The following is a 14,267-nucleotide window of genomic DNA, read 5'->3' as shown; positions in this document are numbered from 1 at the left end:
GAGGTTCATATTCTTAAGAGTAACTCCATTATTGTTAAAGCTCCCTCAAAGACATTAGTGGCTGCACCTAGACGGTATAAAACAAGGCATTCTAATCACTAGAATGCCTCTTATCATATCCATATGAATAATTATTGATCTACTGCAAACTTTGCTTTTGCTTCAATACGTCTTCGATGAAGAATTGGTTCAGTATAGCCATTTGGCTGGTCATAACCTTCGAAAATCAGGTCGCAAGCAGCCTGGAAAGCCACAGAGTCGTCAAAATTGGGAGCAATTGATCGATAATAAGAATCTCCTAGATTTTGCTGGTCTACTACTTTTGCCATGCGCTGCAATGTATCAAGGACCTGCTCTTTTGTACAAATACCATGGTGAAGCCAGTTAGTCAAATGCTGACTAGAAATTCTTAATGTTGCACGATCTTCCATTAATCCCACATTATTGATATCCAATACTTTTGAACAGCCAACTCCTTGGTCAACCCAGCGGACAACATAGCCAAGAAGAGTTTGGCAATTATTATTTAGTTCTTCCTGAATTTCCTCAGTAGTCCAGTTAAGGTTTTTAACAACTGGAATTTCTAAAATATCTTCAAGTAAGTCTGCTGACTGATTTAGTTTTTCATTCTGCACTGCTTTTACATCTACTTCATGGTAGTGTAAAGCATGCAACGTTGCAGCTGTTGGAGATGGTACCCAAGCGGTATTTGCTCCGGTTTTTAATTGACCAATCTTTTGCTTAAGCATATCAGACATTAAATCTGGCATTGCCCACATTCCTTTTCCAATCTGGGCACGGTCGATTAAGCCGCATGAGAGTCCTGCAATTACATTTGATTGTTCATACCCCTGCAGCCATTTGGATGATTTCATATCATTCTTCCGAATCATTGGGCCAGCTTCCATAGAGGTATGAATTTCATCTCCTGTTCGGTCGAGGAACCCGGTATTTATAAATACTACCCGGTCTTTAACTTGTTTAATACATGCTTTCAAATTCAATGTCGTTCTTCGTTCTTCATCCATTACACCTATTTTAAGAGTGTTTCGTTCAAGTCCAAGTAAATCTTCAACCCTGCTAAAAAGCTGATTAGCAAAAGCGACCTCTTCTGACCCATGCATTTTCGGCTTTACAATATAGATAGATCCCTTTTCCGTGTTTTGGTATTGGCCATTTCCAAGCAGCGTATGTTTCGCGACAAGGCTCGTGATGACAGCATCCATTATCCCTTCTTGTATCTCATCCCCGTTTTGATCGAGGATTGCACTATTTGTCATCAAATGTCCTACATTACGGACAAATAGTAGGGAACGGCCTTTTAACGTAATTTCTTTTCCCTTGGCCGATACGTACCTACGATCCGGGTTGAGCATCCGTGTCATGACTTTATCGCCTTTTTTGAAAGTTGATGATAAGTTTCCTTTCATTAGGCCCAACCAGTTTCGATAGACTAACACCTTGTCCTCGGCATCTACCGCAGCGACAGAGTCCTCGCAATCGATAATCGTTGTAACAGCTGCTTCTAAGAGGACATCTTTAATACCAGCATTATCCGTTTTGCCGATCGGATGATTTCGGTCGATTTGAATTTCAAAATGAAGTCCGTTATTTTTCAGCAAGATAGCAGAAGGGTTTTCCTGATCACCCTGGTAGCCGACAAATTTTGCTTCATTCTTTAGACCAGTCTTGTTACCATTGCTTAAAGAAACGGTAAGTTTTCCATCTGCCAACCCGTAGCGAACTACTTCCTTGTGAGAGAAATCTTTTAAGGGCGCCGCTTGGTCTAGAAAATTTCTAGCAAATTCGATTACTTTTTTGCCGCGGACAGGGTTATAACCGCCTTGACGTTGGGCTCCATCCTCCTCACTGATTGCATCTGTACCGTATAAAGCATCATAAAGGCTACCCCAACGAGCATTGGCTGCATTAATCGCATAACGCGCATTATTTACCGGTACAACTAATTGCGGGCCTGCCTGTAGAGTGATTTCATCATCCACTCCAGCTGTAACAATCTCAAAATCTTCTACTTCCGGTTCGAGATAACCAATTTCCCCCAAAAACGACTTATATGTATCGAGGTCAAAGCTTCCTTTGTTTTCGCGATACCATGTATTTAGTTTGCTTTGAATAACTTCACGTGTAATTAATAACTTCTTGTTAAGAGGTGTTAAGTCATGGATTAACCCTTCAAAACCAGACCAAAACTGATTTGTATCCAATCCACTACCTGGAAGGGCTTCTGAATTAATAAATTCATAGAGTTCTTGAGCTACTTGAAGTTTTCCTTTTTTAATATAATTTACCATGATACGATTCCCCCCAAATTAATTGAAATACAATTTGTGTTTTCACTTCGTCGTTTGTTATTACGCCACAACGTTTCATTATTTGTTTAAAATAGCATAGCATGATAATCTATTTTATTTCAATATTTTTCAAAATATTTATTTCAAAATTATAAATTTTAAAATAAATTCTTTATTACTTCATTTATTATTGATTTTTATGTAAATCTCAGACAAAGTGTAACCAAACTTTATTGAATGAAATTGGGGATAAATATTACATCTGCTTAATTTGTTCATTACTTACGGCACTAATCTTTCTTGTCTAATTAACGTAGATTTTGGGCCGTTCAGTTCCAAAAAACACATCTTGAAATGGTAAAAATATATTCTTCCTTCTGTCTAGTTCATACTAAGATAAAAGAATCCTAGTTTTTAAAAACAATAATCCTTCACAGAAATAAATGAGAGGCGGTTTTAAGGTTAAATAGAAAACGACTTATTAAACAGGAGTGTATTTCACTACTTTTTGAGTATTTGAAGAGCTTGAACGAGGAACTAACCGGGGAGAGTAAACCAAAAGGGGTAACAATTAATTAACTTCAACGTTACTAACGTGAAATATTACTGGAACAACTACAGTTATATCATCCATCAAAATCTAATAATAAAATTAGCACAGATTAATTAAAATAAATTATCCTTGGACATACTAACGCCAATCTGTGTTTATATTGTTGTGTCCGTATGTCCAAGTTTTCAAAAAAAATACTGTATGTCTGCTCATAACTTTGCGTGTAGTTTGTTTTCCTAGACAACTATATCAGTGAATAGGCTTTCTTTATAAAAAAATTGGCTGTTTTTCTTCTACTAATAAAAGATTCTTTTTGATTTCTTCTACATTAACATGTTTTTGTGAAACACCAGTTTCCATCGCTGCGCTGGCAACAGCTGCTGCTACATGTGCTGCAACTCTTCGGTCGAATGGATCTGGAATAACATAATCCACATTCAGCTCCTTATCTGAGATCAATCCCGCAATGGCATAAACAGCTGCCATCTTCATTTCTTCATTGATTTCTCTTGCGTAAACATCTAATGCACCACGGAAAATTCCTGGGAACGCCAATACGTTGTTGACCTGATTCGGAAAATCAGAACGGCCTGTTCCAATAACTAGCACTCCGGCTTCTTTTGCATCTTCCGGCATGATTTCCGGAACCGGATTGGCCATAGCAAAAATAATCGGATGATGGTTCATGGTACGAATCATTTCTTTCGTTACAGCACCAGCGGCTGACACACCAATAAATACATCAGCTCCCTCAAGTGCATCTGCCAGTGTCCCTTGCCTTTGTCCTTTATTGGTGATTCGAGCCATTTCCTCTTTGAACGGATTCATCCCGAAAGGACGTCCTTCATAAAGGATCCCTTTTGTGTCACATAAAATAACATCATTTACCCCTATATGAAGTAAGAGCTTCACAATCGCTACACCGGCTGCTCCAGCGCCGTTGGTCACGACACGAATATCCTCGATTTTTTTGTCAGCCAATTTAAGAGCGTTGATTAACCCTGCAGCCGTTACGATGGCCGTCCCATGCTGGTCATCATGGAAAATAGGAATATCACACACCTTTCGTAAGCGATCTTCAATTTCAAAGCATTGCGGTGCCGCGATATCTTCTAAATTAACTCCACCAAAAGTCGGTTCCAATAATTTGACGACCTCCACGATTTTATCCGGATCCGTTGTATCCAGGCAAATCGGGAATGCATCTACGCCTGCAAATGATTTGAATAATAATGCTTTTCCTTCCATAACAGGCATAGCAGCTTTCGGGCCTATATTACCAAGACCAAGTACGGCAGTTCCGTCCGAGATAACAGCAACGAGATTCCCTTTCATGGTGTAATCATAGACTTTGCTTTCATCCTCATGAATGTCCAGGCAAGGCTCCGCTACACCTGGAGAGTAGGCAAGACTTAAATCATTTGCATCTTGCACAGGAATTTTTGAATGAACCCCCAGTTTTCCTTGATACTTTTTGTGTATCTTTAATGCTTCTTCACGTAACGTTGACATACAATCCCTCTTTCCATTTCTTAATGGTTGCACTATTTGTTGTTGCTACTATCTCCAATTCGCCTGGGGCAGAAAATGAACCTCATAGATGTCCGCTTCCTGCATGGTTTACAATGTGCCGCGAATTTCTTTTGATAAACCTAATTAAATTCCCCCTCTATCTGGTGCTAACACCACCTTTCCTTTCTTTTCGTTGCTTATTAAGGAACTGCGTTTCTATAATTTCTTAAAAAAAAGCAACGATTTACAGATTACTTTTTACAATGAAGAAATTCTGAAACTCATTTTATAGATCCAAAACCATACATTTTCACTTCGATACCTCCATTAAGTTGCCTATTGTGAAACAAAGTTCCATAATTGTTTTGTTTACGGAAATCTTACCATTCTATCTAATCACTTTCAATATATTTTTAGAAAATTTATTCAATTCATAATTCTAATCTTCCTCAAATCGTTCCACTCACTTCATAAATATCACTTCTAACTGATTCATCGGTTTGTTCCCATCTGAATATATTTGTTAATTTACCGAGCTTTTCAATTTCAACTGTTACTGCATCGCCATCTTTTAACCAAACCCTTTTGTCCTTAGAATATCCCAAAATTACCCCTTCCGGCGTTCCGGTTAAAATGATGTCACCTGGTTGAAGTGTTAAATGCTTGGAAACATAACTTACTAGTTCTTCACAACTAAAAATCATATCTGAAGTATTTGAATCTTGTCGTAATTCTCCATTAAGGGATAAGGTAATCTTTAAGTTATTGGGATTTTCGACTTCCTCTTTGCTAACCAAATTGGGACCAATTGGACAAAATCCATCACTTGTTTTCCCTAGCATCCACTGTGAAGATTTATTTTGTAAATCACGGGCGGATACATCATTCGCAGCGCAATAACCATAAACGATAGAAAGTGCATTTTCCACCTTTACATTTTTTGCCTTTTGGCCGATAACAATAGCTAATTCTGCTTCATAATCAACTTGTGAAGATGTAATTGGAATGAAAATATCTTTTCCATGTGCATTTATCGCGTTATTAAATTTACTAAATAAAATTGGAGCTAAAGGGAAAGGCATATTACACTCAATTGCATGCTTTTTGTAATTTAATCCGATGCAGATTATTTTCTGGGGCTTAGGTACACATGGTCCGTAGTTAAGTGAATCTTCCTTATAAAATAAGTCATCCTCCATTAGTGAATGCTCGATCAGCCTTTGAAGTCCCAGTTTTGCACTTTCTCCTAGAGTAACTAATTCAAATACTGTTTTAGGTATATTATTTATATAGGGAAACTTGGCATATGCAGCTTCAATATCTAATACTCCCCTATTTGTTTTAACTCCTAAAACTAGCCGATTATTTTTATAAAAAGTAACAGTAATCATCTTCGAATCCTCCTAAATAAATTAACGAAAATTGACTCGAGATAGCCGTTATGTATACAGGTTAAAAAATACATACATGTATGTTATAATAAATGGTATCTGCACATTGAAAATTGCATACGTAAAGGGTTGGGACAGCAAACCTTCTGTCCCGTAAAATGTATGGAGTCGGTAAAGATTACGTAATCAACCATGCAGATACCTGTATTTTTATATGTCAAGAATAAAAATGTCGTGAGCAGTACAACCCCCCACAGGTTGAATGCTCTGTTTTTGACTTAGTTATTTACTGTTACCTTTGAAAATACTTTTCCCCATTCTTTAAGTATATTAGGATCTATATCTACCATTTTTAAACATTCCCACATTAGTACATTAATAGTGTCATACATTGGTAATTTATATGTTTTTTCATAGTATTCTACTTTATTTACTGCAGGAAAGTTCGTACATACTACACTTATTGCATCTGCAGGCAAAACAGATACCGATTTAATTTGCTCTTCAATTCTTTCTTGTGATACGAGAGCGAAAGAACGATTGTGTGTTTGAGCAAGTCCTGAAATATTAATCGTATCAACATTACAATGCTTTTTATATTGTTCTGCAATTAGTTTATTAATTTCAGGAATGTATGGAGTTACAAGGTGAACCGATTTAATATTGTGCTCTTTAAACGCTCTTACTTGAGACAACATGGAAGTAGTTGCTGGAATACCTGTTCTTTTGGTAATAGCTTCACAAAGTTCACGGTCTGCTTCAAAACCAAGCCATCCACCAGAGGTCCCGTTCCATGCAATCACATCTACTTCAGCATGTGCTAACAATTCTGCAGCCTGGAGCATTGGCTCAAAATTAAATTGACTTAAAGCGTCTTGTTCAAGTGAAATTTTAGTAACCTCAAAGCGTCCATAGTGGCAAGTTACTTCTGGAACATTATAAAGCATTCTGGAACAAATTGGCTCTAAGGTTGTGTTAGAAGAAGGAGTAAGCATTCCAATTTTTTTAGGTTCTTTCATGATAATTCCTCCTATTAAATTTAATGTTTTATTTTACACTGCTACTTGAACTGCCAATTTTTTTATTGTAATTTATTAAACTTGAAACCGTCGCCAAAAGAAGACCAGCGAAGACAAACACCATTAATGCCAAGAAATAAGATCCTGTTGTCGATACAATAAGACCAATATAAATTGGAGTTATAACACCTGCAATATTCCCAGCGAAGTTCATACATCCACCCACTGTACCAATATGTTCACGTTGTGAAATTGCAGCAGGAACACTCCAATACAAGCCGCCCCAACGAAGGAAGAATAACGCAAATGACAGTGTTGTTATCGCCATAGTTACAGAAGTTGACTTACTTAACAAAAAGATGGATAGTGCAGTCATGATTCCGGCTATGGATAACATCGTTCTCATCACCGTGTTATAATTACCGCCTTTTTCGCGCCACTTGTCTGTAATCCACCCACCAATGAGTTCACCGATAAATCCTGAACCGAAAATAATTAGAATGGAGCCGCCAATCGACTTAATGTCCAGATTTTGTGTTGCAGCAAGATATGATGGACCCCATGTCATTAATCCATAGAATACAGTGTTAAATGAAAACCATCCAAGACACATACACCAGAAATTACGAGCTGTCAGATAATCCTTTGCACCGATTTTAATTCCAGTAGCATTACGCTTATGCTCTTCGTACTCCTCTTCGAGAGCTTTACGAATATATTCACGTTCTGCCTCGTTGACTTTTGAATTTCCTTCTGGTCCGCCTTTAATAACTCTCCATACCAAAAATGCGACAACAATGGTAAGGATACCAGCCCCAATTAAAGCGCCGCGCCAGCCGCCAAACCATGCCATAAATCCAACAATAATAGGTCCACCAATTGCTGTACCTAATGGTGCACCGCTATCAATGATCGTGGCTCCGCGGCCCCTTTCCTTTGAACTAAGCCAAATCGACTGTAATTTCGAACATCCCGGCATAACAGGTGCCTCTGTTATTCCAAGCAAAACTCGAAGAAACAAAAGTGTTTTTGCACCTGATATAAAACCTGTTAATGCTTGGACAATCCCCCATCCAAGTGCAGCACCATACACTACTTTTTCTGGGCGGTATTTGTCGGCAATCCAACCTGATGGAATTTGCATTAAGGCATATCCCCAAAAGAAAGAACTAAGAATAAGTCCTACGATAGCAGGATCTAAATTTAAATCCTTTTGGATTGCAGGCATTGCAATAGACAATACTGCTCGGTCAACATAGTTAATTGTCACGAGCATAAGCAGCATAAAAAATACTCGCCAACGGATATTAGTTGGTTTTGCCGCTAAATCAATAAGCGATTCTTGCACATTTAGATTTACGTTACCTCTTGCCATAAAAATCCCCCTTTTTAAGATAAAGATGTTCGGTGTGTTTTACTCCAAAAATTAGATAATGTTTAGGAATCACCCCCTTCAATAACTGGGAAACACACCTGGGGACTTTACAAGATGTTTTCATTTAGCAACTAACGTTTAATTGAACAATGTAAACACCCTTACAATGGTATCGCTTACAAAATTATCTGCAGTTCCTGTTACTTTGGTAGATCAAATCAGATTTCTCCATATCAAGCAGCATTTTATTGTCGTCTGTCGACACTTTATTTATCCCCCCTCTATATTTATCATTATGTAAACAACATAGAAAAACAGGTCCTATTCCGTTTTGCCAGGTTTTAGCTGGTTATTAAAAATTTCCTTTAAATGTTGCAAATCAGTTTCTAGATGTTTTTTCATTTGTAACGAAGCATTTTCTTCATTTCTTCGTTTAATTTGATCAAGAATTTCTTGATGTTCGTTAAAAACAATCCACTCTCTATTTTCACCCTGAAAATTTAATACTCGATAATATTGACTTAGTGATTTTAGCTCCCTAAGTTGTTTCTGTAACCTTCTATTTTGACTATATTTTGTAATCAGATCATGAAAACGGCCATTTTCCTCAATTAGCACGTCCCTATTTTGTTCACCTTCAGGATTAAGGTTCTGTTTTACATTTAGAACGGTATTTTCAATATCTTTTATTTCCTGGTTTGTAGCGTACCTTGTTGTCAATCTCGTCGCTAATGATTCAAGTGCAATACGGCATTCATATATATCGAAAATATCCTTTAATGTTGGTTTATAAACTGTTATTCTTGATTTTTCATCAATAACCAATAATCCTTCTTTTTCCAATGCTCGGACCGCTTCCCTTACCGGACTGCGGCTAATATTTAATTCTTTTGCTATTCTAGATTCAAAAATGCTATCACCAGGCTTTATAACTCCTTTAACAATTTTTTCTTTAATCGAATTATAGACCTGATCATAATATCTCACTGGTTTTTCTATAGAGAAAGAATTCATAGTGTTCTCCTATCTTGTCGTTTATAGACACTTTGATCCGGTTTTAATAGTAATAAAAATAACACAACTATCCTCATTATTTGTTGCTTATTACAAAACATAGTTTCCTATTCGTTTTCTATACTAAAAATAACATCTTTAATAGACATTTTCAATATTTATTTTAAATTTTCTCATAATTACTATTTTTTAAATCAATATTCCGTCAAAAATTAATAAGATACATCTTAACGATAAAAAAGACATAACACATTCATTAAGTCTTCATAATTATTCTCCCAAATTATATTTCAGTTACTTTTATATCCCAGACACTCAGAGACATTCTTCCCGGCATCCATAAGATTTTCCTTTAACCAATCAATTTTCTCTTATTCTTCCTCAAGGAAATGGTGATATACTTTCCACACCAGTAACATCACTAAGATAATTAAAGATCGGAAACCGCTATACTAGTGATTTCCGGTTCATTTTTCTTCTCTTTCAATTCCGAATCCTTGTTTTTTGGATACTTTTGAGGTCAGAAATTAATTCGACCTTTTTTAGGAATTATTAATTCATCATCTGGAATTAAACGTCCAGGGAAATATCGAAATTTATATTAATTATTTTGTCCCTGCAAAAGATCATATAATGTGAGAGCAACAATTTTTGTTGCTTTTATTAGATCATCTACTTTTACGTGTTCGTCTGCACGGTGTCCATTTGCCTCCAATAATGTTCTAGGACCAGCACCAAATAAAACGACAGGAATATCAGCTTCATAAAAGTGACGAGCATCAGTATATAAAGGAGATCCAACTATAGGAAGCTCTTCTCCACCCATAATTTTTGACCAATTTGCTGCGAAAGATTGTACCAAAGGAGAATGAACTGGAACAGGGCCCATGCTGTGTGCCAATATAATTCGATTAACTTCTGCTTCCACCCCTGGATAATTTTAAAGTGCTTCTACAATGACATTACGAATTTCTGCTTCTGCAAACTTTGGATTTTCTTCAGGAATTAATCTTCTATCAATTCGAATGGTGGCTGTATCTGGAACAACGTTCGTATTAATACCACCTGAAATCAATCCAACTACTAGATTAGGAGAACCAACATTAGGAATATTAGATTTTATCTCCGAGAAGCCTTTTCTGTATTCGTATAATGCACTTAAAACACCTGTCATTGCCTCCAAGGCATCATGTCCATATTGCGGCTCCGCAGCATGGGCAGACTTTCCTTTCAATTTTACTTCTAAATGAAGGCAACCATTATGAGCATTGGCAAGGGAATATGTAAATCCAGGACAAATCGCCATATCAGGGTTTATAAGCCCTTTCTCGAGCAGCCATTTTGGTCCGATGTCTCCACCCGTTTCTTCATCAAATGTGAAAGCCAATGAAATTTTTCCGTTTAATGTTTCTTTCAATTGTCTTAATGCTAATGTAGCGAATGTAAAAGAGGCGATATCAGATTTTGATACAGCTGCACCGCCATAAAGTTTTCCATCAACAATATTGCCTCCATAAGGATTTTGTGTCCATCCAAGCCCAGGAGGTACAACATCTCCATGCGAATTCAAAGTAATTTCTGGACCTTGGGTATTTCCAAAGGTTTGAAACCCAATAACATTGGAAACCTTAATCCTTCCAACTGCTTTAACTCTTTCTTCTTCTACTTCATTCAATGAAACATTTTCAAATTCATATTCTCCAAGTCGCTTAAAAATATGTTCAGCAATTTTTTGACAGTTACCTGGAGGGTTATCAGACGGAATCGATACAAGCTCTTTTAAAAAACCACTTAAATTTTCTTGTTGGTCCTCAATAAAATTAATAATTTGTTGTTTTTCTGTACTTAATGTTTCGGTTGTCAGCTTATACTCTCTTTAATCTTGTTTTTTGCTAGTTAACTGAATAAAAGATTCCAATAAAACCATCGTACCTATTTTTGTATCTCGTAAATAAATGGATTCCTTTAGATTATGGCTAATTCCACCCCTTACAACGGACAAAAATCAGAAATCCTTCCTAACTCATCAATTCTTTGATATATTCTCTGAACGTTGAGTTTTCCATTGAGGTCCAACAACATCTTCCTTAGCCTAACCCCATCCAATAACAAAGAGAGAACCAAATGGGTAACTCCTTGTTATTGGACGGTTTTGATCATTTCAATGAAAATTTAAATTTCTACCAAACTACTTTTTGCAGAAATATACTTTCCTATTGGTTTACCAACTATTCCTTCTTCAAGATCAAATACTAGCTGCCCTCTAACAAAAGTTTTCGTTACACGACTATTTATTGTCCGGCCAATATAAGGGCTGTGCTGATGACGATAATATAAGTCTTCCTTTTGTACTGTATAGTACTGATTCGGGTCGATGAAGATGATGTCTGCATCTTTACCTAATTCGATACTACCTTTTTGAGGTAAATTTAATCTCTCTGAAGGGGTGGTTGCAATCATCTTGGCAAAACGATTAATAGATAACCCGCGTTTTTTAACCGCTTCATCAAACATTAAATCAACATTATTTTGGCAGCCGCTGATTCCCCCCAGATATCAAAAATACTGTTTGTATCGCTTTGCTTCATTTCAGGCGTGCATGGGGAGTGATCAGAAGTCAGCATATCAATTTTCCCTTCCAAAAGAGCTTCCCATAATTGATCCTGTTCAGCTTTTTCACGTAATGGAGGAGCACACTTTGCAACAGGACCAATTTTTTCAAAAGCTTCTAAATCAATTGTAAAATAATGTGGACATGACTCTAATGTGACATCTTGGCCCTCTTCACGTGCCTTTTGAATTTCCTCCACCGCTCGTTTACTGCTGATATGAACAAAATGCAATTTACATCCTGTTTCTTTTGCTAAAAATAAAGCTCGCCTTACGGCATCAACTTCTGCGATAACCGGTCTGGATTCCACATAATCCCTAATAGCTACCTTTCCCTGCTTTATTTTATTAAGTGCGTAATTATCAGTAAATTCGGCATTTTCAGCATGTATGGATAAGACATGCCCTAATTCTGCCAATTTCTTCATTCCATGATAAAGAGTGTAGTCATCGGCGTTTTTGAAATCGCCAATCTCATCAGTACCGCATGTTGCCATAAAACATTTATAAGCGACTACACCTTCATCTGAGAGATCTTTTAAATCATCGATGTTTCCTGGTACTAGTCCCCCATATAGTGCATAATCGACATAGGCTTTATTTTCCGCAGATTTTAATTTTTTTCTTAATGCCTCTTTATCTGTGGTAGCTGGAAGAGCATTTAAAGGCATATCGACAAAAGCGGTCGTTCCACCCGCAGCCAAAGCCTTTGTCCCTGTTTCAAAGCCTTCCCATTCCGATCTTCCAGGTTCACAAATATGAACATGAGTATCGATCATCCCTGGCATAACATACTGATTGGAAGCATCAACAACTTCTTTTGAAGGATCGGTTATATTTTTAGATATTTCAGCAATTTTTCCATTTTTAATCCCAATATCTACTTGTTCCACAAAATTCTTTAACACAACATTTCCATTTTTTATGAGCAAATCATACTTCATACCTTTTGATCCTCCAGTTTTATGAATATTCAGAAAAATATTCATTTATTTATCTTTAAAATAAAGTTTTAATTGAGTCAACTATTTTTTTCGAATATTGTGCCTCTTTTGAACTTTGAATCCTTAAATGCGTACTTCGTAAGGAGATAATAAGCAATACCTGAAGTGATAAGACCAATAATCCATGCAAGCTTTACAACTAAAAAGGCTCCTGTTGCACCAATACACATTGCAAGTACTGCGGCAGGATTAAGACCTGAAAATGTTCCGTTTTCCTGGTACAATTCTTCTATATTGATTTTTTGCTTTCTAAGAATATAGTATTCTACTAATAAAATGGAAACGATCGGTCCTAAAAATGCTGAATAAGTGAGAATGAATAAATTAAGACCTTCTGCATTAGAATCTTGAACAAGCAGCCAAGGGAATGAGCCTAAAGCAAGAAGTCCAGTAATTGTAACAGAAACTTTAAATTTAGCTTTTGTAAGTAATGTAATTACATAGGTCGGTGGAATAATATTGGCAACCATATTTACAGCAATCGTACCCAGTACAATAAATACGGAAACAAAAAATGTAATATAAGAATTATCTACTACGATGGCAAATGCCTTTACAGGATTAGTGATGCCAGTAACTGAAGCAAGCATTGCTCCGATGGCAAGTGTAACGCTATACACAACTAAAATTGGCGAAAAGTACAATAATCCTCGTTTTGAGTCACTAATACCAGCTTTGAGTTCTCGTGAGTAATCTGCAGCACTTAAAAAAATTGCTGCATAATTTCCCATAAACACCATGATGAACCCAAAGAACGGTAATCCCCACGTACCCTTTGTACGAACCCATTTTTCTGCAATGACAGTGCTATGGTCTTTTAGTAGAATAACAAATACATAAAGAAGTGCTCCGATAATTACTACCGATACTAATGTTTCCACCCATTTAATGGCATGAAAACCGTACATCGAAAGTACAATTTGTATTAATTGAATTACAACAAAGCAAATGGCAACATTATCAAAGGTTCCACTTGTAGCAATCTTCGCAATTTCATTTAAAGCAGTACCTCCGATCCAACTTTGAAAACCGTACCAAATGATGGCGGGGATTCCCCGCAAAAGGGATGATATGATGGCACCTTTCTCCCCGAAGGACATTCTCAGATGGACAACATATGGAATTCCCGTTTTGTATCCTAGCCTGTCATTTAAAGCAAAAATTGTAGAAGTTATAGCAATCGATATGAAAGCAGCGACAAATGTCTGAAAGATGTTTAGCGTTGCGACACCAGCTATGAACAAACTCGCTCCAAGCGTCATATTGCCTAAATTAACACCGTCACCCATCCACATAAAAACATAGTTTTGCGGACTTACCGTCCTATCCTTTGCACTTTTTGGCCTTAATGATTCATCGATATTAGCAGCAAATTGGATCTGTGGCTCTTCATAAACATCTTCTTTTTTTAAATTTGTTGACATTATATACCCAACTCCCTTAATTCATTGTAATACGGTATTTTAAAATACAATGC

9 protein-coding genes and 1 pseudogene are annotated in these 14,267 nt (G+C 36.7%); all 10 read right to left on the bottom strand.

Translation table 11 applies throughout. From position 1 onward, the window contains the following. Positions 1-131 precede the first annotated feature (131 nt). The 10 genes and pseudogenes from RCG21_RS09590 to RCG21_RS09545 all read right to left on the bottom strand — a co-directional run bounded on the left by RCG21_RS09590 (position 132) and on the right by RCG21_RS09545 (position 14,214). Complete coding sequence (locus RCG21_RS09590; RefSeq protein WP_308913097.1) at positions 132-2,312, bottom strand: malate synthase G; 2,181 nt, start codon at positions 2,310-2,312, stop codon at positions 132-134. 820 nt (positions 2,313-3,132) lie between these two features. Then, the gene (ystJ, locus tag RCG21_RS09585) at positions 3,133-4,377 is read right to left on the bottom strand and encodes an NADP-dependent malic enzyme (RefSeq protein WP_133338250.1); all 1,245 of its coding nucleotides are present in this window, start codon (positions 4,375-4,377) and stop codon (positions 3,133-3,135) included. Positions 4,378-4,826: 449 nt separating this feature from the next. Beyond that, the gene (locus RCG21_RS09580) at positions 4,827-5,768 is read right to left on the bottom strand and encodes a fumarylacetoacetate hydrolase family protein (protein WP_133338252.1); all 942 of its coding nucleotides are present in this window, start codon (positions 5,766-5,768) and stop codon (positions 4,827-4,829) included. Positions 5,769-6,046: 278 nt separating this feature from the next. Next, positions 6,047-6,787, bottom strand: a complete 741-nt coding sequence (locus tag RCG21_RS09575; RefSeq protein WP_133338254.1) for a maleate cis-trans isomerase family protein — start codon at positions 6,785-6,787, stop codon at positions 6,047-6,049. Positions 6,788-6,815: 28 nt separating this feature from the next. Further along, positions 6,816-8,162, bottom strand: a complete 1,347-nt coding sequence (locus RCG21_RS09570; RefSeq protein WP_133338256.1) for an MFS transporter — start codon at positions 8,160-8,162, stop codon at positions 6,816-6,818. Positions 8,163-8,483: 321 nt separating this feature from the next. Beyond that, positions 8,484-9,176, bottom strand: coding sequence for a GntR family transcriptional regulator (locus RCG21_RS09565; protein WP_133338258.1), 693 nt, complete (start codon positions 9,174-9,176; stop codon positions 8,484-8,486). A 601-nt stretch (positions 9,177-9,777) separates the two neighbouring features. After that, a complete protein-coding gene (locus RCG21_RS09560) occupies positions 9,778-10,104 on the bottom strand; it encodes a M20/M25/M40 family metallo-hydrolase (protein ID WP_235824909.1) in 327 nt (108 codons plus the stop codon). Between the two features lie 12 nt (positions 10,105-10,116). Further along, the gene (locus RCG21_RS09555; protein ID WP_235824910.1) at positions 10,117-10,851 is read right to left on the bottom strand and encodes a M20/M25/M40 family metallo-hydrolase; all 735 of its coding nucleotides are present in this window, start codon (positions 10,849-10,851) and stop codon (positions 10,117-10,119) included. Between the two features lie 497 nt (positions 10,852-11,348). After that, positions 11,349-12,730, bottom strand: a pseudogene (gene allB / locus RCG21_RS09550) (allantoinase AllB). Between the two features lie 77 nt (positions 12,731-12,807). Beyond that, the gene (locus tag RCG21_RS09545; protein WP_133338262.1) at positions 12,808-14,214 is read right to left on the bottom strand and encodes an NCS1 family transporter; all 1,407 of its coding nucleotides are present in this window, start codon (positions 14,212-14,214) and stop codon (positions 12,808-12,810) included. Between the last annotated feature and the right edge of the window lie 53 nt (positions 14,215-14,267).

Origin of the sequence: Bacillus salipaludis (assembly GCF_030938565.1) — a bacterium.
In the GTDB taxonomy this organism is placed as follows: Bacteria; Bacillota; Bacilli; order Bacillales; family Cytobacillaceae; genus Neobacillus; species Neobacillus salipaludis_A.
This window is presented reverse-complemented; position numbering and strand designations above follow the sequence as displayed.

What these genes read in the sequence shown, in the direction of transcription:
- RCG21_RS09570 (WP_133338256.1), bottom strand. Translation starts at nt 8,162, where the DNA reads ATGGCAAGAGGTAACGTAAATCTAAATGTGCAAGAATCGCTTATTGAT.
- RCG21_RS09545 (WP_133338262.1), bottom strand. Translation starts at nt 14,214, where the DNA reads ATGTCAACAAATTTAAAAAAAGAAGATGTTTATGAAGAGCCACAGATC.
- RCG21_RS09575 (WP_133338254.1), bottom strand. Translation starts at nt 6,787, where the DNA reads ATGAAAGAACCTAAAAAAATTGGAATGCTTACTCCTTCTTCTAACACA.
- ystJ (WP_133338250.1), bottom strand. Translation starts at nt 4,377, where the DNA reads ATGTCAACGTTACGTGAAGAAGCATTAAAGATACACAAAAAGTATCAA.
- RCG21_RS09590 (WP_308913097.1), bottom strand. Translation starts at nt 2,312, where the DNA reads ATGGTAAATTATATTAAAAAAGGAAAACTTCAAGTAGCTCAAGAACTC.
- RCG21_RS09565 (WP_133338258.1), bottom strand. Translation starts at nt 9,176, where the DNA reads ATGAATTCTTTCTCTATAGAAAAACCAGTGAGATATTATGATCAGGTC.
- RCG21_RS09580 (WP_133338252.1), bottom strand. Translation starts at nt 5,768, where the DNA reads ATGATTACTGTTACTTTTTATAAAAATAATCGGCTAGTTTTAGGAGTT.